This is a genomic window from Collinsella aerofaciens (genome assembly GCF_901212495.1).
Taxonomy (GTDB): domain Bacteria; phylum Actinomycetota; class Coriobacteriia; order Coriobacteriales; family Coriobacteriaceae; genus Collinsella; species Collinsella aerofaciens_H.
Map to the genome: position 1 here is coordinate 48,637 of NZ_CAAKNY010000070.1, position 17,439 is coordinate 66,075.

At 58.8% G+C, this 17,439-nt stretch carries 15 protein-coding genes; 8 read left to right on the plus strand and 7 right to left on the minus strand.

Annotation, left to right across the window (positions count from 1 at the left end; all coding sequences use genetic code 11):
* The first annotated feature begins 117 nt into the window (after positions 1 to 117).
* A complete protein-coding gene (gene map / locus SFLMC1_RS08595; RefSeq protein ID WP_152073343.1) occupies positions 118 to 1,005 on the plus strand; it encodes a type I methionyl aminopeptidase in 888 nt (295 codons plus the stop codon).
* A 129-nt stretch (positions 1,006 to 1,134) separates the two neighbouring features.
* A complete protein-coding gene (locus tag SFLMC1_RS08600) occupies positions 1,135 to 2,070 on the plus strand; it encodes a D-2-hydroxyacid dehydrogenase (protein ID WP_152073342.1) in 936 nt (311 codons plus the stop codon).
* Between the two features lie 180 nt (positions 2,071 to 2,250).
* On the opposite strand, the gene SFLMC1_RS08605 is transcribed toward SFLMC1_RS08600, so the two are convergent.
* From SFLMC1_RS08605 to SFLMC1_RS08615, 3 genes are all read right to left on the minus strand, one after another.
* Complete coding sequence (locus SFLMC1_RS08605; protein WP_152073341.1) at positions 2,251 to 2,742, minus strand: type II toxin-antitoxin system VapC family toxin; 492 nt, start codon at positions 2,740 to 2,742, stop codon at positions 2,251 to 2,253.
* Positions 2,735 to 3,115: a translation repressor RelB gene (locus tag SFLMC1_RS08610; RefSeq protein WP_152073340.1), complete on the minus strand. Its 381-nt coding sequence runs from the start codon at positions 3,113 to 3,115 to the stop codon at positions 2,735 to 2,737. The genes SFLMC1_RS08605 and SFLMC1_RS08610 overlap by 8 nt, the downstream gene beginning before the upstream one ends.
* A 380-nt stretch (positions 3,116 to 3,495) precedes the next feature.
* Positions 3,496 to 4,881: a M18 family aminopeptidase gene (locus SFLMC1_RS08615; protein WP_187323924.1), complete on the minus strand. Its 1,386-nt coding sequence runs from the start codon at positions 4,879 to 4,881 to the stop codon at positions 3,496 to 3,498.
* A 161-nt stretch (positions 4,882 to 5,042) separates the two neighbouring features.
* Here SFLMC1_RS08615 and SFLMC1_RS08620 point away from each other — a divergent pair, with 161 nt between their 5' ends.
* The 4 genes from SFLMC1_RS08620 (at position 5,043) to SFLMC1_RS08635 (ending at position 9,468) form a co-directional block, all read left to right on the plus strand.
* Positions 5,043 to 6,128 (plus strand): carcinine hydrolase/isopenicillin-N N-acyltransferase family protein, encoded by a 1,086-nt coding sequence (locus SFLMC1_RS08620; protein WP_152073339.1) that lies wholly within the window; start codon positions 5,043 to 5,045, stop codon positions 6,126 to 6,128.
* A gap of 140 nt (positions 6,129 to 6,268) precedes the next feature.
* Entirely contained in the window at positions 6,269 to 7,348 is a 1,080-nt protein-coding gene (locus SFLMC1_RS08625; RefSeq protein WP_152073338.1) for a 6-phosphofructokinase, read from the plus strand.
* Between the two features lie 431 nt (positions 7,349 to 7,779).
* A complete protein-coding gene (locus tag SFLMC1_RS08630) occupies positions 7,780 to 8,700 on the plus strand; it encodes a helix-turn-helix domain-containing protein (RefSeq protein ID WP_152073337.1) in 921 nt (306 codons plus the stop codon).
* 447 nt (positions 8,701 to 9,147) lie between these two features.
* On the plus strand, positions 9,148 to 9,468 hold the full coding sequence (locus SFLMC1_RS08635) for a multidrug transporter (protein WP_152073336.1): 321 nt from the start codon (positions 9,148 to 9,150) through the stop codon (positions 9,466 to 9,468).
* Positions 9,469 to 9,591: 123 nt separating this feature from the next.
* Here the strand turns inward: SFLMC1_RS08635 and SFLMC1_RS08640 are convergent, their stop codons facing one another.
* Positions 9,592 to 12,357, minus strand: coding sequence for an ABC transporter permease (locus SFLMC1_RS08640; protein ID WP_226814193.1), 2,766 nt, complete (start codon positions 12,355 to 12,357; stop codon positions 9,592 to 9,594).
* Between the two features lie 5 nt (positions 12,358 to 12,362).
* The gene (locus tag SFLMC1_RS08645) at positions 12,363 to 13,064 is read right to left on the minus strand and encodes an ABC transporter ATP-binding protein (protein ID WP_152073335.1); all 702 of its coding nucleotides are present in this window, start codon (positions 13,062 to 13,064) and stop codon (positions 12,363 to 12,365) included.
* 271 nt (positions 13,065 to 13,335) lie between these two features.
* On the opposite strand from SFLMC1_RS08645, the gene SFLMC1_RS08650 reads away from it, so the two are divergent.
* Positions 13,336 to 13,974 carry a GyrI-like domain-containing protein gene (locus SFLMC1_RS08650; RefSeq protein ID WP_152073334.1) on the plus strand — a complete coding sequence of 213 codons (639 nt, stop codon included), beginning with the start codon at positions 13,336 to 13,338 and terminating at the stop codon, positions 13,972 to 13,974.
* 202 nt (positions 13,975 to 14,176) lie between these two features.
* Positions 14,177 to 14,902 carry a chloride channel protein gene (locus tag SFLMC1_RS08655; protein ID WP_222837959.1) on the plus strand — a complete coding sequence of 242 codons (726 nt, stop codon included), beginning with the start codon at positions 14,177 to 14,179 and terminating at the stop codon, positions 14,900 to 14,902.
* A 206-nt stretch (positions 14,903 to 15,108) separates the two neighbouring features.
* Here the strand turns inward: SFLMC1_RS08655 and SFLMC1_RS08660 are convergent, their stop codons facing one another.
* Together SFLMC1_RS08660 and SFLMC1_RS08665 are read right to left on the minus strand one after the other, a co-directional pair.
* Positions 15,109 to 15,687 carry a methylated-DNA--[protein]-cysteine S-methyltransferase gene (locus tag SFLMC1_RS08660; RefSeq protein ID WP_152073332.1) on the minus strand — a complete coding sequence of 193 codons (579 nt, stop codon included), beginning with the start codon at positions 15,685 to 15,687 and terminating at the stop codon, positions 15,109 to 15,111.
* 692 nt (positions 15,688 to 16,379) lie between these two features.
* Positions 16,380 to 17,405 (minus strand): aspartate-semialdehyde dehydrogenase, encoded by a 1,026-nt coding sequence (locus SFLMC1_RS08665; protein WP_152073331.1) that lies wholly within the window; start codon positions 17,403 to 17,405, stop codon positions 16,380 to 16,382.
* Positions 17,406 to 17,439: the final 34 nt, after the last annotated feature.

Genomic DNA, 17,439 nt, shown 5'->3' on the forward strand with positions numbered 1-17,439 from the left:
ATGGCCGTCAATCAGCCTAACCATCGCGCTATCAGCCGGGGTAGCTAAAATAGCCCCGTCCCAAATTAGCTGCTCTGCAGGTGGGCTATACTAGCTGCGGATGAAAGGAAGTTAGCCATGTTTGACAAGGGACCTGTGCCCGGCCGCAACGACGCCTGCTGGTGCGGCAGCGGCAAGAAATATAAGAAATGTCACAGCGCCTTCGACGAGCGCCTCGAGCGCCTGTGGGAGGAGGGCTGGGAGGTTCTGCCCCGCACGCTCTACAAGACGCCTGCCGACATCGAGGGCATCAAGCGCTCGGCTGCCATTAACGTGGGCGTGCTCGACTACGTGGGCGAGCACATCGCCGCGGGCATGACCACCAACCAGATCGACCAGATGATCTACGACTACACCGTCGAGCACGGTGGCACGCCGGCCGACCTCAACTACGAGGGCTACCCCAAGAGCGTGTGCACCTCGATCAACGACGTGGTCTGTCACGGTATCCCCTGCGATGCGGACGTGCTGCACGAGGGCGACATCATCAACGTGGACTGCTCCACGATCTTGGACGGCTACTTTAGCGACTCGAGTCGCATGTTCTGCATCGGCGAGGTCTCTGCCGAGCGCCAGCGCCTGGTCGACGTCACCCGCGCCAGCGTGGAAGCGGGTTTGGCAGCCGTCAAGCCGTGGCTGCCGCTCTCCGTTATGGCCGAGGCCGTGCAGAAGACCGTCGAGGACGCCGGCTTTAGCGTGGTGCGCGAGTACGGCGGACACGGCATTGGCAAGGAGTTCCACGAGGACCCGTTTGTGGGCTTTACCACCGAGGCGCCCGATGTGGACACCATCATGGCTCCGGGTATGGTCTTTACCATCGAGCCTATGGTCAATGCCGGAGCGCCCGACATTAAAATCAGCAAGGGCGATGGCTGGTGCGTGCGCACCAAGGACGGCAGCGATTCGGCCCAGTGCGAGGTGCAGCTCGTGGTGACCGAGGACGGTTACGAGCTGCTGAGCTGGTAGCTGCATGGACGCCGGATGCTAGTGGGCAAACCCGCCTTGCATCCGGCGTTTAATTTTGACGTTTTGCCTGATAAAACCTGCCAAAATAAACCTGTCCCTTTTTGGCAGGTCGAGCGGAGAGGACTGTTTGTGAACATCTTGGTTTTGCTGCCCGTGAACGATCATCACCGCGCGATTCTTGAATCGAGTACTCCGGGAGAGGACTTTATCTATACGAGCGACGATGCCGTCACGCGCGAGCAGGTCGCCGATGCCGATGTGATTCTCGGCAATATCGACCCCGCCATGCTCACGGCATGCGAGCATCTCCAGCTGTTGCAATTGCAGACCGCCGGCTATGACGACTACCTTACCGCCGGCACCGTGCCGGCCGACGCCAAGCTGTCTTGCTCGGTGGGCGCCTACGGTCAGGCCGTAAGCGAGCACATGTTTGCCATGGTGCTGTCAATGATGAAGCGCCTGCCCGGCTACCAGGACCTGCAGCGCGAGCATCGCTGGGAGGACTTGGGCCCGGTCACCTCGCTCAAAAATGCCAACGTGTTGGTGCTGGGCGCGGGCGATATCGGCGGCCACTTTGCCGCGCTCTGCCGCAGCATGGGCGCACACGTCCGCGGCATCAAGCGCCATCCACTCGTCTACCCCATTGTGTTTGAGGACATGGACGGCATGGACGCCCTGTCCGAGCGCCTGGCCGAGGCTGACATTGTCGCATCCTTTCTGCCCAGCACGCCCGAGACGCGCGGCCTGGCGAACGCCGAGTTCTTCGCCGCAATGAAGCCGGGCGCTTTCTTTGCCAACGGTGGCCGCGGCGATCTTGTGGTTGCCGACGATTTGGCTGCCGCTCTGGAGTCGGGACATCTCGCCGGCGCCGCGGTCGACGTCACCGACCCCGAGCCGCTACCCGCTACGAGCCCGCTGTGGGATGCGCCCAACATGCTCATCACACCGCACGTTTCCGGCTGGTTCCACCTGGAGGCCACACTCAACAACGTCGTCGACATCGCCGCGGAGAATCTGCGTCATCTGCAGGCCGGCGAAACTTTACGTTGTTGGATCGAACACTAATTTGTTCCGGCGTTTTGCCAAACGCCGGAACCCCTCGACACTGCGAGCCCGCCAGAGCGGCAATCTGACGTTCAATCGTCGGGCATGACCAGAAGGTCAATGCCCTCCTCTTTCACGTCACCTTGCTCGCTCTGGCGGGCTCTCGCTGACTTTTGTTTGACCTGTAGGGTCTTCAAATTGCTAGAGCGTTGCTAAGTAATTCTTTGCGTCTTCTACACTCATTGCGGCGACTGGTGCATGCGAGCAGAGCTTGACATCGTTGGTGACCAGAAGGTCTGTCTTTGCGCGCATCGCTGCCGCGATGATTAAATCGTCTTCGTAATCGCTATGGAGCTTACGCTGCTTACTCGCCATCCATATGTCGCTCAGATCGCAGGGCACGGGCGTAGCAAGTTGCGACAACACATCAAGACAATCCCATGCAAGTGATGTCGCCGCCGAAGCGGCATCTTGAGACAGCGAACCGTGCTCTCGCCGATACCATGCCTTATGTTCGCTTGAAATCAAATAGAACAGGTCTTTGGACGATGTCGCCGCATACATCAGCTCAGCCTGAGCCGTACACGCATCACGCAAAAACTCAATTGCCGCCGAACGACCGCGTCGTGAAGGGATGAAATAATCAAGCCAGACATTGGTGTCAACCAAGATGCGCTTTGGAGCCTCACTCATAGAGCCAGCTCATCTCCTCGCCATAGCGATCCGCATAGACATTCCGTTTGAGCTCTTCGTCGTCCGACGGCTGAGCCTTGACCATATCGATTCCCGACTCACGGCAAGCGGCAGCGAACAGCTTCGACCCCTGATCCATGAGCTCGAGCTTGTGCTTGGCGGCTTTCTCTCGCTCGCGCTGTTCCGCCCGGGCACGACCAGGCGAAAGGATGTCCTGGAGCGCGCCGGGCCGATCAGCCAGAGATGCCGCAAGTTGCCAGAGCGCACGCACCGCTTGGCTCGGCGTCATACCGGCCCTAGAGAGAGCGGCGTCCCCACTCCTTTTAAGATCGGGATCGAGACGTACGTTGATCTGAGCGGCTGTTGTGGTCATGACCCCTCCTTAACACTTCAAAACTATCATAAAACTCTATGGTAGATACGTAAAGCATGTATAGCATTTACAAGCATTAGCTGTACTCTGTACACAAAAAGCCGCCGAGGCACACTGCACCTTTAGGTTCCGCCGTTCTTACGAACGGCGGACCGGCCGACGCTGCGCAACGTCCAGAACGACAATTTGTCATTCAAAAGGCGAGGCATGACCAGAAGGTCAATGCCTCGCCTTTTTTCATGCCAACTTGTTCGCTCTGGACGTCGCTCGCTGACGTTTGCTCGACCAGCGGTGTCTTAACAATTCCGTCCAGCTGTTGGCATTGCGGCATTTTCCCAGATAAAACCTGCCAAAATAAACCTGTCCCTTTTTAGTAGGTTTTAGAGCCCCACGCTTTCGGCGCCGTTGATGGTTAGGTTTCGCTCGTAGAAGGCGGTGAGGGCGCGGATGGCGTACATCACGTCGCGTACGCCGCCGGTCTCGTAGCTTGAGTGCATGGCAAGCTGCGGCAGGCCCACGTCCACAGCATGCATACTCGCCTGCATATTGGACAGATTGCCCAGGGTAGAACCGCCGGCCATATCGCTCTTGTTGGCGAAGGCCTGCGTGGGCACGTCGGCGTCATCGCAGATGGCCTGGAACACCGCGCGGCTAAAGGCATCGGTACAGTAGTGCTGGTTGGCGGCTTCCTTGATGACGATACCGCCGTTGAGCACCACCTGATTGCGGGCATCGCACTTTTCGGCATGATTGGGATGCACGGCATGTGCGTTGTCGCAGCTCACGAGCATCGATGCGGCAAGGGCGCGATGGTACGACTCGTCGTCAAAGCCCAGCGATCCGTTGATGCGGCGCAGCGCGTCGGCCAAGAACGTCGACATGGCGCCCTGTTTGGTCTCGGAGCCGACCTCCTCGTTATCAAAGCAGCAAAAGACCGAGATGTCATGCGCATTCTCGGCATCCAAAAATGCCTGCAGCGAGGTGTAGGCGCAGGCCAGGTCGTCAAGCTTGGGCGTCGAGATAAACTCGTCGGCCCAGCCCCAAATGCGCGCATCCTGACGATTGACCAGGAACAGATCGCGGCCCAAAATCTGTTCGGGCTCAACATCCAGCTCTTCGGCGATCAGGGCGTCAAAGTCGCCCTGCTTAAGGTCGCCGGCGCTGATGAGCGGGCACAGGTCGATGGCTCGGTTGGGCGCAAAGCCCTCGTTAACGCCACGATTCATATGGATGGCAAGGCTCGGGATAATAGCGACCTCGCGCTCGGTGGCAAGCAGGCGGCTCTCAATACGGTCGCCTTCGCGCACCAACACGCGGCCCGCGAGCGCCAGCGGGCGATCGAACCAGGTGTAGTCGATCATGCCGCCGTAGGCCTCGGTGTTTAGGCGCAGCGTCTCGCCTGCACCGTCGAGTTCGGGCACGGCCTTGACCTTAAACGTCGGCGAATCGCTGTGCGACGCCGTGAGCTGAAAATGATAGTCGCCGGCAACGCCGTCCTCGCCCCACGTTGCGGCCAAGTCCTCGCCCACCTTAAAGGCGATGACGCTCGAGGTGTTGCGCTGCGTGTAATAACGCCCGCCCGGCTCGATATCCCACGCCGCGTTCTCGGGCAGGTAGGTAAAGCCCGCCTCGTCGAGCTCGGCCATAATGGTCGCCGCCGTATGGAACATGCTGGGGCATGCCTCGATAAAGTCGATAAGGTCGTTGGCAGCCTCGATATCGTCGGCCGTCACGTGCACGCGCTCGGGCGCTTCCTGATCCGTCATGCTCTCCCCTTTCGCTGGGTTGATGGTCCCCTCCAGCATACCCCGCCACGCCAGAGCCGCACGCTTCATTCCGTGCTTAATTCCACACCGCTCACCAAGTTGAGCCATCATGCCCGCGCTCCTTTTGCGACAATTGCGCTAACAGGACGAGAGGAGCCGTCATGAAGCCACGTAACATTGCCATCGCCTGCGGTGTCGCGGGCGTCGCCGTCGGCCTTGCCGCTGCCGCCGGCATCGTTTACCGCAAGCAAATCAAGTCCGCCGCGTCGCTCAAACGCTTGACGGGCTACGCAGACGGCTATGACCTGTACGGCATCGACATCGCCTACGACTACGACCTTGACCGCATCATCGCAGCCGATGTGCGCGACGACCAGGCCTACATCGATGCCGTGGTGGCGCAGGTGCTGCCCGGTGTGCCGACACATGTCCAGGCGCCCCAGTTTGCCTGCAGCGCTTTTGTCGCCGTAGATGCCGAAGGCCGCGTGCGCACCGGTCGCAATTACGACTTTAAGGACGACACCTCGGCGCTGCTGGTGCGCAATCACCCGCGCGGCGGCTATGCCTCCATCGGTTTTGCGGCCCTTAACAACCTGGGCGATAATACTCCGCTTGACTCCGTCGCCGGACGTGCCGCCGCACTCATGGGCCCGTTTGCCCAGCTCGACGGTGTTAACGAATGCGGCGTATCCATTGCTGTGCTCACCCTGGATTCCAAACCCTGTGACCAGGACACGCAGCGCCCCGTCATCAACACTTCGCTCGCCATCCGCCTGGTGCTCGACCGCGCGGCTACCACGCAGGAGGCCGTCGACCTGCTTTCTGCCTACGACATGCACGCCATGGCCGGACGCGATTACCACTTCTTTATCAACGACGCCGCCGGTGACGCGCGCGTAGTAGAGTGGGATCCGCACGATCCGGACCGCGCTTTCAAAGCGACTCCTGTACGACAGGTTACGAACTTCTACGCCTGCTATGGTGACGAAGTGCTGCCCAACCAAAAGAATGGCGAGCTGGGCCATGGTAAAGAGCGCGCCGTCGCAATCGCCGATGTCCTTGACGCCCATGTCGGTGCCCAGGACGAGGCAGTCGCTTGGAAGGCCCTACGCGCTGCGGCGCAAGAACCCGATCCGGAAGACATCACCAGCAATACGCAATGGTCGGTCGTCTTTGACAACACCGAGCCCGCCGCCGCCATCACGCTGCGCCGCCACTGGGGCAACATCGACGCCTTCGCGCTGTAAGGAGCTGACACCGTCGTCCTTACGCTCGTCTGACGTTGCTTACATTTCTATACATTTGAGCTAACACGTTTTACCCCCGCATCAACAGTGTGCGGGGGTAAACTTATGCGCATGTTATAACTTGCCCGGAAGGATTCATAATGCTTAGGATCGGTCTTCTTACTAGTGGCGGCGACTGCCAGGCGCTCAACGCCACCATGCGCGGCATCGTCAAAACGCTCATAACCAATAGCGAAGAGCCTATCGAGATCTACGGTTTTGAGGACGGCTACCAGGGCCTTATCTACAGCAGGTTCCGCGTCATGTCGCCCGCCGATTTTAGCGGCATCCTCACCCGTGGCGGCACTATCCTGGGCACGAGCCGCACACCGTTCAAGCGTCTGGACATTCCCGAGGCCGACGGCGTCGAGAAGGTGCCCGCGATGGTCCACACCTATCACAAGCTGCAGCTCGACTGCCTGTTTATGCTGGGCGGCAACGGCTCCACCAAGACTGCCAACCGCCTGCGCGAAGAGGGCCTCAACGTTATTGCCTTGCCCAAGACCATCGATAACGACACCTGGGGCACCGAGATGACCTTTGGCTTTACGAGCGCCATCGACATCGCCACCAAGTGCATCGACGACATTCACACCACCGCTTCGAGCCATGGGCGCGTGTTCGTTATCGAGATCATGGGCCACAAGGTTGGCTGGATCCCGCTGTATGCCGGCGTCGCGGGCGGCGCGGATGTCATCTTGATCCCCGAAATCCCCTACGACATGGATAACGTCATCAAGACCATCGAGCATCGCATGGAAACCGGCAGCCGCTTTACCATCGTGGCCGTCGCCGAGGGCGCCATCTCCAAGGAGGACGCGGCGCTGCCCAAGAAGGAGTACAAGAAGAAGCTCGCCGAGCGTACGAGCCCGTCGATCGTCTACGACATCGCCAAGGAGATTGAGGCCAAGACCGGTCGCGAGACCCGCGTCGCCATCCCCGGTCACACGCAGCGCGGCGGCCAGCCCGATGCCCAGGACCGTATCTTTGCGACCCAGTGCGGCGTCGAGGCGGCGCTTGGCTGCCTGCGCGGCGAGTTTGGCTACATGATCGCCCTGCGTGACGGCAAGATGTGCCACATGCCGCTCGAGGAGGTCGCCGGTAAGCTCAAGTTTGTCGACCCCCAGAGCGATCTGGTGCGCGAGGCCAAGGCGCTGGGCATCAGCTTCGGCGAAGAATAGCCTCGGCCGAAATCCATCCCATCGAGCCCTCCGACCCCGCCCGACGATTTCGATTTGGCTCCTCCCTTGACTCCGTCAAAGGTCGCCAATCGAAATCGTCGGACGGGGTCGGAGGGCCCTTCGTCTACATACTCGCCGAGGCTATTCGTCTTCTTGCTACAGGTGCCTGGGCTGAAATTCAATTGCGGTGAAATAGTTCCTGCTTAGCCCGCAAATGGCTGATTTTAGGAACTATTCCACCGCAACTTACTGAGTGGGGATCTTGGCTGCTACTTGCACTGACATTTGTCCTAAAATGGCTGGTCATGATGGTTGCTACCGGTAGTTGCGGTAGGGTTGGGGCAGATTCTAACTAGAAATGGTAGTTGCTACCGGTTGTTCTCGGCATACTCGGCTCATTCGATTACGGTCACCACACGAAAGGAACCACCATGGATCTTGCGATGGCACAGCGCCTCGTCGATCGCCGCAAAGCTGCCGGTCTTTCTCAGGAGGCCCTTGCCGCCCAGCTGGGTGTAAGCCGCCAGGCTGTCAGTAAATGGGAGCGCAGCGAATCCTCGCCCGATACCGATAACCTTATTGCGCTCGCCGCGCTGTATGGCGTGTCGCTAGATGAGCTGTTGTATGGGAAAGCGGCCAATGATACCGAAGACCTGGAGGACGGTAACGCCGACACCGAGACGGCGGATGTGGCTGACGAGGCTGAGGATTCTGCCGAGCACGCCGATTGCGGCGACAAACCACTTGTCGATATTTCCCTCGCGCGCGGTATCCACGTCATTGATCCCAATAAAGGCGAGGAAGTCCATGTTGGTTGGAGCGGCATCCATGTGACCAACAAGCGCAAGGGCGAAGAGGTGTATGTGGGGCCGGGCGGCGTGCATATCGATACGCTTGAGGACGATGGACATAGCGTGCGTACCAATGACGACGGCACCGTCACCATCGACGGCGAGACGTTTTCCAGCTGGAAGGAAGCACACGACAAGCTCGACCATTATGGCAAGTATTTCCACACCAAGGTCGGACGTGCATGGAACAAGTTTCCCTTTCCCGCACTTGTCACTCTCGCCTATCTGGTGCTCGGCATTGTCTACGGCACATGGGCTACGGGACTCTTCCTCGTCTTTTTGATTCCCGTCTATTACGCGCTTGGCGACTTTATCGATCGACGCCGCCCGTCCAAGCTGATTGACGGCGTTTACCCAGCATCCGCCATTGCATGGTTTCTCTATATGTGGCTTTGCCTGGGACAGCCCCATCCTGCATGGATCATCCTCATCACGATTCCCATCGTAAAGGCGCTCATGCGCTGGTGTCGCAAACAATGGAAGTGCCGCAAGCAGGCCTAAACCGCCCCAACCAGCCAGCGCCACTCATCCGACACCGCCCGCCCTTCCAAGTTGCGGTGATATAGGGACTGTTTTGAGGCTCCAAAGCGCCAAACAGTCCGTATATCACCGCAACTTACAAACAACTGGGTCAGTTCCGGCACGGAGATTAGCATTGAGCTGACCGCACGCCAAGAAAAGGGCCTATTTACTACGTTTAACTCGAGAGGGCCGACCATACCCGCCTTTTCCGACAATTGACAAGCCCTCTACCTGCAGTTTTAATTTTCGTTTTCCCGGCATGGTTGACGGTATCCAATTAAACGTAGTAGATAGGCCCGTATTGTGGCATACAATCCATTCAAGCCCAGTCTCGAAGGCTAAAGAGAGCCTCTCATCCACGCCTGCAAACGAAAACCAAATAGAATGAAAGGCAAATGGAAAGCCCGTTTGACGAGCGGAGGACATATGCGCGACGTAGCCGAAAGCGACTGGAAGCTGTTTAAGAAAATGCTTCCTCAATGGCAAGAACGTTATATGGAAAAGCTCATCGGCCAGTACGTTGAGATGCTGAACGATGACAGCGAAGCGTCCAGTAGATTTTGGGCACTAGGAGAGCGCCTCAATGGAGACAAGCTGTCCTCAGGCGTAATTGCAAACGACATTCGCCGCAGCACAATGCACCGCGAGATAGCCAATTTGCTTATCGACAGCGTGATCACCCTTGACGACCTTGACGGTTTTACCGAGGACATTAAGAGCTATGCGCAACACTGGATTGGCCAGTAAGAGCACTGAACGACAAGCAACAAACATCCCCAGCAAAACGGGGCAAACGCCGGGCCACCTAATGGTTGTCCGGCGTTTGCCCAGATAAAACCTGCCAAAATAAACCTGTCCCTTTTTAGTAGGTTACTCGGCGCTCTTGAGGGCGCCGACCATGTCGATCTTATTGAGGGTGCGATTGGTAGCGAGGTTGACGATAAACGTAAAGGCAAAGGCCAGCAGCACGGATAGCACGTAGCTCAGCGGCTCGACCTCAACGTCAAAGTACAGCGACGGCATCTGCAAAATGTAGGTAAAGCTCTCGGCCAGCAAGCCGCCCAGCGGTACGCCCAGTGCGGCTCCAATCGCCGTAAGAATCAACGTCTCCTTGTTGACGTAATGGTGCACCTCGCCACGGCGAAAGCCCAGTACCTTGATGGTCGCTAGCTCGCGTTCGCGCTCCGAAATATTCGTATTAGACAGCGTAAACACCACCACAAACGACAGGCACGCCGCCATAAAGGTCACAAGTACCACGACCGAATTGATAATCGTAAAGTTTGCCTCATAGTTTTCCCAATGCTCGGCGGTACTCGACAGCGTAATCCACCCATCGCTCTTAAGACGGTTGGCAAACGCAATCTGATCGGCCGACGAGCCCTTAAGCAGCGCAAGGATGCCGTTAAGGCGTGCGCTTCGGCCAAACGCGCGCTCATAGGTGCCCTGCGTCATGTAAAGCGTGTTGCCCAGATAGTTGAGCGAAATGTCGCTGACTTTAACCTTGGCAACATTGAGCGACGAATCCTGGACGTGCGCCGTATCACCCGGTTTGATCCCCAGCACCAGCTGAGAGCTCTTGCTCAGATACACATCCCCGTCACGCAGGGTGAGCGGTTCTTTGGACTCATCCTCAAGGCGAACATAGTTGTCCAGATCGTTCGTGCGGTCATCGGGCACCACGATCAGCTGCACGGTCTCGCTCTTTCCGCCGAATGTAAAGGTGACGTTGTCGGTCATAATCGGCAGCGTCGAAGTCACGGTCACGTTGGAATCATTGGCCGCGCTGCGCTCATCGAGCGCCGCGCACGCCTGCGTAAAGTCATCGGGGTTGGCGACCGCCAGCAGGTCATAACGCGTGATATGTCCGTACTGCTTGGGCGAAAGCGCGACCGACGTATCGCGGATGCCCATACCGCAGATCACAAGCGCCGTACAGCCCGCGATGCCAAAGATGGTCATAAAGGCGCGCTTTTTGTAGCGGAACAGGTTACGCGCTGCCACCTTGTTCAAAAAGCCCATGCGGCGCCAGATAAAGCTGATACGCTCGAGCAAGATACGCGAGCCGGCGCGCGGGGCCTTGGGGCGCATGAGCGAGGCTGGGGTCTCGGCCATCTCGTGGCGGCAGGCGATAATCGTGGCGCCCACCACGCCCACGGCAAACAGCGCCACCGACACGATCGACGACACGATGTCGTACGAAAGCAGCATCTGGGGCAGTGAGTACATGTCGTCGAACACCGTAAACAGGAACAGCGGCAGGCCCACGAATCCGATGATGTTGCCGAGCACGCCGCCAATCAGACACGCCCACAGCGAGTAGTCCACATATTTGGACAGGATACGCCCGCGCGAATAGCCGAGCGCCTTGTACAGACCAATGAGCGTGCGCTCCTCCTCGACCATACGTGTGGCGGTGGTGAGGCTGATGAGCACGGCGACGATAAAGAAGATGAACGGGAACACCGTGGCGATGGCCTCAATTGACGAGCTATCGCTCTCGACGCTCGAGCAGCTTGCGATATTGCCGCGGTCCTGGATGTACCAGGTGCATTCGCCCAGGTCAGAGAGGTCGGCGCGGGCATCGGCAAACTGCTGGTCGGCGGCGGCACGGCGCTGGTCCAGGTCGGCTTGCGCCTGCGCACGCTCGTCGCTGCCCTCGGCCATACGGTCAATGTTGCGCTGTTCAATCCCAAAGAGCATATTCGTCTGGCGCTCGGCCGCATCCAAGCTTGCCGGCGTGTCGACCGTCAGCTCCTGAACGCGCGCCTTCTCACGCTCCTCGCGGATCTTCTCGATATTGCCCTTGACCTCATTGATCTTTGCCGTGTAGGCATCCGAATAGGAGTTGAGACTCTTGGATCCTTCGACGATCACGTGGGCAGCGGAGTAGGAAGAAGATGTCGCGGCGTCTTCGCTCACATAGAACTTATAGTCCGCCGCCGAAGCAGCGCGAAAGGCGTTGACCGTCGAGTCGGAGCTCACGTCGGTGGGATCGAGAACCTCGGCCGTAATGGTATAATCGCCCGCGGCAAACTGATCCTTGGCGCTTTGGTTCGACGAGCTCGCGTCATTGGCGGCAAAACTCACCGTATCGCCGATTTTCTTGCCCGAAGCCTTCAAGAACTTCGAAGTCACCGCGACCTCACCGGCGCTCTCGGGCAAATCGCCGCTCACCAACACCGGTTGATCGATATTCTCCTTGGAAAGACTCTGCACGACTACGCGCTCGCGCGCAGTACCCACGGCGGTGTAGGCGGTCTCGGTGTAGATGCCCTCGGCCGTCTCGACGCCGTCGACCTCTTGAATGGCCGCAAGATCGTCGCGCGTAAGGCCATAGGTCGACTGTACGTTAATGTCATAGACATTCTGCTGGTCAAAATAGGCGTCGACCGAATCGCGCAGGTCCTCGCAACCCGCTTTAAGGCCGCACATCACGCTCACGCCGAGCGCGGTGATCACGACGATAGACAAGAAGCGTTTGAGGCTGCCGCGAATCGTGCGGTAGATGCCACGGCGAAAAACCGTCGGTACCATGTCGTTTGAGCTTTGGGCGGTGCGATAGGTCGTAAAATCCTGCTCGCGCTCCGTGTTCTGCGCGTCGCGGCGTTGGCTGTTTTGGCGGTCCTGATCCATGGGCGCTACCACTCAATCGTCTCGATCGGCACGGGATTTTGCTGGACCGTCTCGCTCTCCACGCGACCGTTCTTAAAGCGAATCAGGCGATCGGCCATGGGCGCCAGCGCGGAGTTATGGGTGATGATAATGACCGTGATGCCCTGCTTGCGACAAGTGTCCTGCAGCAACTGCAAAATCTGCTTGCCGGTTTTGTAATCGAGTGCACCCGTGGGCTCGTCGCACAGAAGTAGCTTGGGGTTCTTGGCCAGTGCACGGGCGATGGACACGCGCTGCTGCTCGCCGCCCGAAAGCTGTGCCGGAAAGTTGCCCAGGCGCTCGCCCAGACCAACCTGGCAAAGCGTTTGCTCGGCATCGAGCGAATCGGGGCAGATCTGAGCTGCGAGCTCGACGTTTTCGAGCGCCGTCAGGTTGGGGACCAGATTGTAGAACTGGAAGACAAAGCCGACGTCAGCGCGGCGATATTCCACGAGCTGCGCCTCGTTGGCGGCGCTCACATCGCGCCCGTCCACCGTCACGGTGCCAGAGGTTACCGTATCCATGCCCCCCAGGATATTGAGCGCCGTGGTCTTCCCGGCACCCGAAGCACCCAGAATGATGGCGAGCTCGCCACGCTCGACCGTAAAGCTCGCGCCGTCGAGTGCATGAATGCGGGCATCGCCCTCGCCGTATGCTTTGATGACGTCTTTGAATTCGATATAGGCCATCGATCGGTTCCCATCTGGTCGGATAACTCTTTAGTATTACCCATTTCGCACCAACCAAAAAGGGACAGGTTCATTTTGGCAGGTTTTATATGGGGAAACGGCAGTCATAGATGAGGAGCCGGGAAGGCAGAGAAATCATCGACGGGGTCAGGCCGACCGCCAAACACAACGCACGTATCTCAATCTGTCAGCCAAATCATTCGAACAGATGTTTGTTTCTATGATATGATTCCGTTATCTAAGCAGGCCAATACGCAGAAAGGCGGCCAACATGGCGTTCGACTTTAAGAAGGAATACAAGGAGCTCTACAAACCTGCAAGCAAGCCGAGTATCGTAACTGTCCCGCCTATGAGCTACGTTGCCGTTCGCGGAAAGGGCGACCCAAATACTGAAGGTGGCGAGTATCAAAACGCCCTGCCGCTGCTTTACGGCATCGCCTATACCGTCAAGATGTCGAAGAAAGGCTCAAGGAGTATCGAGGGCTATTTCGACTTTGTGGTACCGCCGCTCGAGGGTTTCTGGTGGCAAGACTCCCCGAGCGGCGACATCGATTATGTACGCAAGGACGATTTCAACTTTATCTCGTGCATCCGCCTGCCCGATTTCGTCAGCCGAGATGATTTTGACTGGGCAGTCGCGGAAGCCACGACCAAAAAGAAACTGGACTTTTCCGCCGTCGAGCTGCTTAAAGTTGACGAGGGTCTCTGCGTTCAATGCATGCATACCGGACCCTATGACAGCGAGCCGGCAACCGTAAACGCCATGCATGAATACACGGCCGAGCAGGGCTATGTCCCCGACTTCTCAGACACCCGTTTACACCACGAAATCTATCTCTCCGATCCACGCAAATGTGCACCGGAGAAACTTAAGACCGTGGTTCGTCATCCTATCAAGCGCGCTGAATAGCGTGGAACGCTGCCCCGCGCATCAGGTTTTAGGCCAGTCAACCAGCCACTCCAAGGTCATCCGGCAGTTTCCTTGACGCAGGCTACCGCATCTTATAATCTTGTAATACTAAAGCTGGAAAGCCTCTCAACGATGCGCAACTCCAGCTCTTTTTATATCAAGAGAGCAAGTGTCGGAAAGCAAAATGTCAGAAAGCAGCGCTTTGAGCAGAATCAAACGCCTGCTCAACACCTATAACGGTCTCGTGCTTATGGGTGCCGTCGGGATCCCCGTCGGAGTTATCGTTGGCGCCATCTGTGCCCTCTTTGGTCGCGTGCTCCTGGCGATCGGCGCCCTCCGCGACGAGCACATCACCCTGCTCCTTCCCTTCTTCGCCCTCATGGGCTTGGCCATCGTATTTGCCTACCGCACCTGGGGCAAAGGCACCGATCGGGGCATGAGCCTGGTATTCGACGTAGGCCACGGGCGCGAAGACGCCATCTCCCCGCGCCTGGTGCCGCTCGTTATGCTGAGCGCGTGGGGAACGCACCTCTTTGGTGGCAGTGCGGAACGCGAGGGCGTAGCGGTGCAGATCGGCGCCACCATCTCACATTGGATCGGCCGACGCCTGCCTTTCCGAGACCCCGGCAACACGTTTTTGCGTATTGGCATGGCTGCCGGCTTTGCCGGGCTCTTTCGAACGCCACTCGCCGCCACGGTCTTTGCTATCGAAGTACTGGTCGCAGGACGCATGGAATACCGCGCGCTGTTTCCCACGCTGGGATACGCCGCCGTCTTTGGCAGCGCCACCAATACGCTGCTCGCACCCATCCTTATTGGCTGCGAGGTCTTCGGTTTCGGTAATCTGCCGGCGTTCTTCATCGTCTGCGTCGTGGCTTATCTGTTCAACATGGACAGATCGATCTACGCCCTGCAGAAACGGGCGTAGAAAGATGTCCAAGCAGGTGGTCTCAACCGGAAACGGCGTCCCGCTCTGAGGCTGTATTCCGGGACACGGTTTCCGCTTGGGACGCCATTCGGAAAGCGCACCCCGCTTTAAAACGAAATTCCGGGACGTGGTTTCCGTCTGAGTCTCCATTCGGACAGCGCGTCCCGTTCTTTCACGGCGTCTTGGCTATGCAAAATGCTCGAACGTTATTCTTCGTACGCGCCCTCAAGCCGAAGCAGCCACTCCTTGCGGTCGAGGCCGCCGGCATATCCGTTGAGCGAACCATCGGCGGCAACTACGCGATGGCATGGCACGATGACCGAAATGGGATTACGCGCAACCGCAGCCCCCACCGCACGAGGAGACACAACAGGGTCCTCATTCCCCGGAACCCGGTGGCGGGCGGCGACACGAAGCGCAATCTCGCCATACGTAGCAACCTCGCCACGCGGAATTGAAAGCAGCTCGTACCAAACTTCACGCTGAAACGCCGTGCCAATCATATGCAACGGCGGCGTAAACCGAGGCTCCTGCCCCGCAAAATAAGCATTCAGCCAAGCCCAAGAACGCTCAAGCACCGAAGAAGCCGCGCCATTTGCCGGACCTACCGACGACATGCCACCAGTACCGGAAACCGCATCGGCGCCTGCAACACGTTCGGAGTCTTCCCGAAGAAGCGTAGAGCCAAAGTGCTCCTGCCCCTCAAACCAAAGCCCCGTCAAACCGCGGCCATCAGCGGCAAGCAGGATTTCGCCCAAAGGCGAAGCAAACGTCGTCGTGACCACCGGCGGCTCCTTTCAAAACTTCGCAAACATCATACCGCGAACTGTGCAGACAACCCCCGCAGATACGTCCGGACAGACTGATTGTCCAAGGGAGGGCGTTTTCCCTCTCAATATCGACCGATACCGAGTCAAAACGCCCAAAACGATGTCCGGCAAAAACGAAGGTGAATGGTTTTCCGAGAAGTGAACGAGTAAAACTAGAGCCCCGAAGCATCCGCATTTTTTGATTGCAAAACAGCAGGATTCATGCGATAAAACCGCAGGAAATGGCGGCCAAAATATGCCGATGCTTCAAGGGTCCAAAATAGGCCGTTCACTTCCCGGGAAACCATTCACCTTCGATTCGCACTAACCCCAAAGTCACCCCAGGCAGCAGGCGCAGCGCGCCGCGGCTCCCGGCCGCGCTCCACAGTCCCCAAAGGCGGCAGGCGCAAAGCGCCGAGGCCGCCGCCGGGACCAGGGCCCGCAACAACCGTGTGCCCCCACATCAGCCCAGCGGCCTCAATCAACAACGGCCCCATCGCAGACCGCTCGCAGCAGCGTCACCGCAGGCGGGGACCGGGCTTAGTTTTCAGAACACTCCGCAGACCAGTGTGGCGCCTTGTCCGCGGCTCCGAAGGAGCAGGGCAAGGCGCCACACATGGTCGAGGACGTTTTGAAAGCTCAGCCCGGCCCCCGCCGGACAGGTCACACTACTCGCAGAGCAGCTTAGCGATCTGGACGGCGTTGGTCGCCGCGCCCTTACGGATTTGGTCGCCGCAGCACCAGAAGGTGATGCCGCGCGCAGCCTCGGGGTTCGAGATGTCGCGACGCACGCGGCCGACCCAAATCAGATCCTGGTCGGACGTATCCATCGGCATGGGGAAGCGGTCGTGCGCATCCTCGGCGCTCATGTCGTCAACCAGCTTGACGCCGGGAGCGGCAGCCAGCGCAGCACGGGCCTCCTCGACCGTAATATCGCGCTCAAACTCGAGCGTAATGCTCTCGGAGTGCGAACGCAGCACGGGCACGCGCACGCAGGTGCAGTTCACGCGCAGCTCGGGCAGATGCATGATCTTACGGCCCTCGTTCTGCAGCTTCATCTCCTCGGAGGTAAAGCCTTCCTCCTTGACACCGCCGATCTGCGGAATCAGGTTGCTCGCCAGCTGGGCGGCAAACGCGCGCGGCTCGGGAATCTCCTCGCCACGGCCCAGGGCGGCCAGCTGAGCCTCGAGCTCGGCCATACCGGGAGCGCCGGCACCCGAAGCCGCCTGATACGTCGAGACGATCATGCGCTTGACACCGGCGAGCTGGTGCAGCGGCCACGTGGGAACCAGGCCGATAATGGTCGCGCAGTTGGGATTGGCGATAAGGCCGTGATGCCACTTGATATCGTCGGCATTGATCTCGGGCACGACCAGCGGCACCTCGGGATCCATGCGGAAGGCATGGCTGTTGTCGACCACGACGGCGCCGCGCTTAACGGCCTCGGGCAGCAGCTCCTTTGCGATGGCATCGCCGGCGGCGCCAAGCACAATATCGCAGCCCTCAAAGGCCTCGGGACAAGCCTCTTCAATCACGATCTGCTCGCCGCGGAACTCGACGGTCTTGCCCGCAGAACGCGCACTCGCCAGCAGCTTGAGCTTGCCAACCGGAAACTCCTGCTCGTTGAGGCACTCGAGCATCTGGGTGCCCACGGCTCCCGTCGCGCCCAAAATAGCAACCGTGTACTGTTTCATGCTTCCCCCTTTAAAGGTTTTGGCTTTTGCCCGC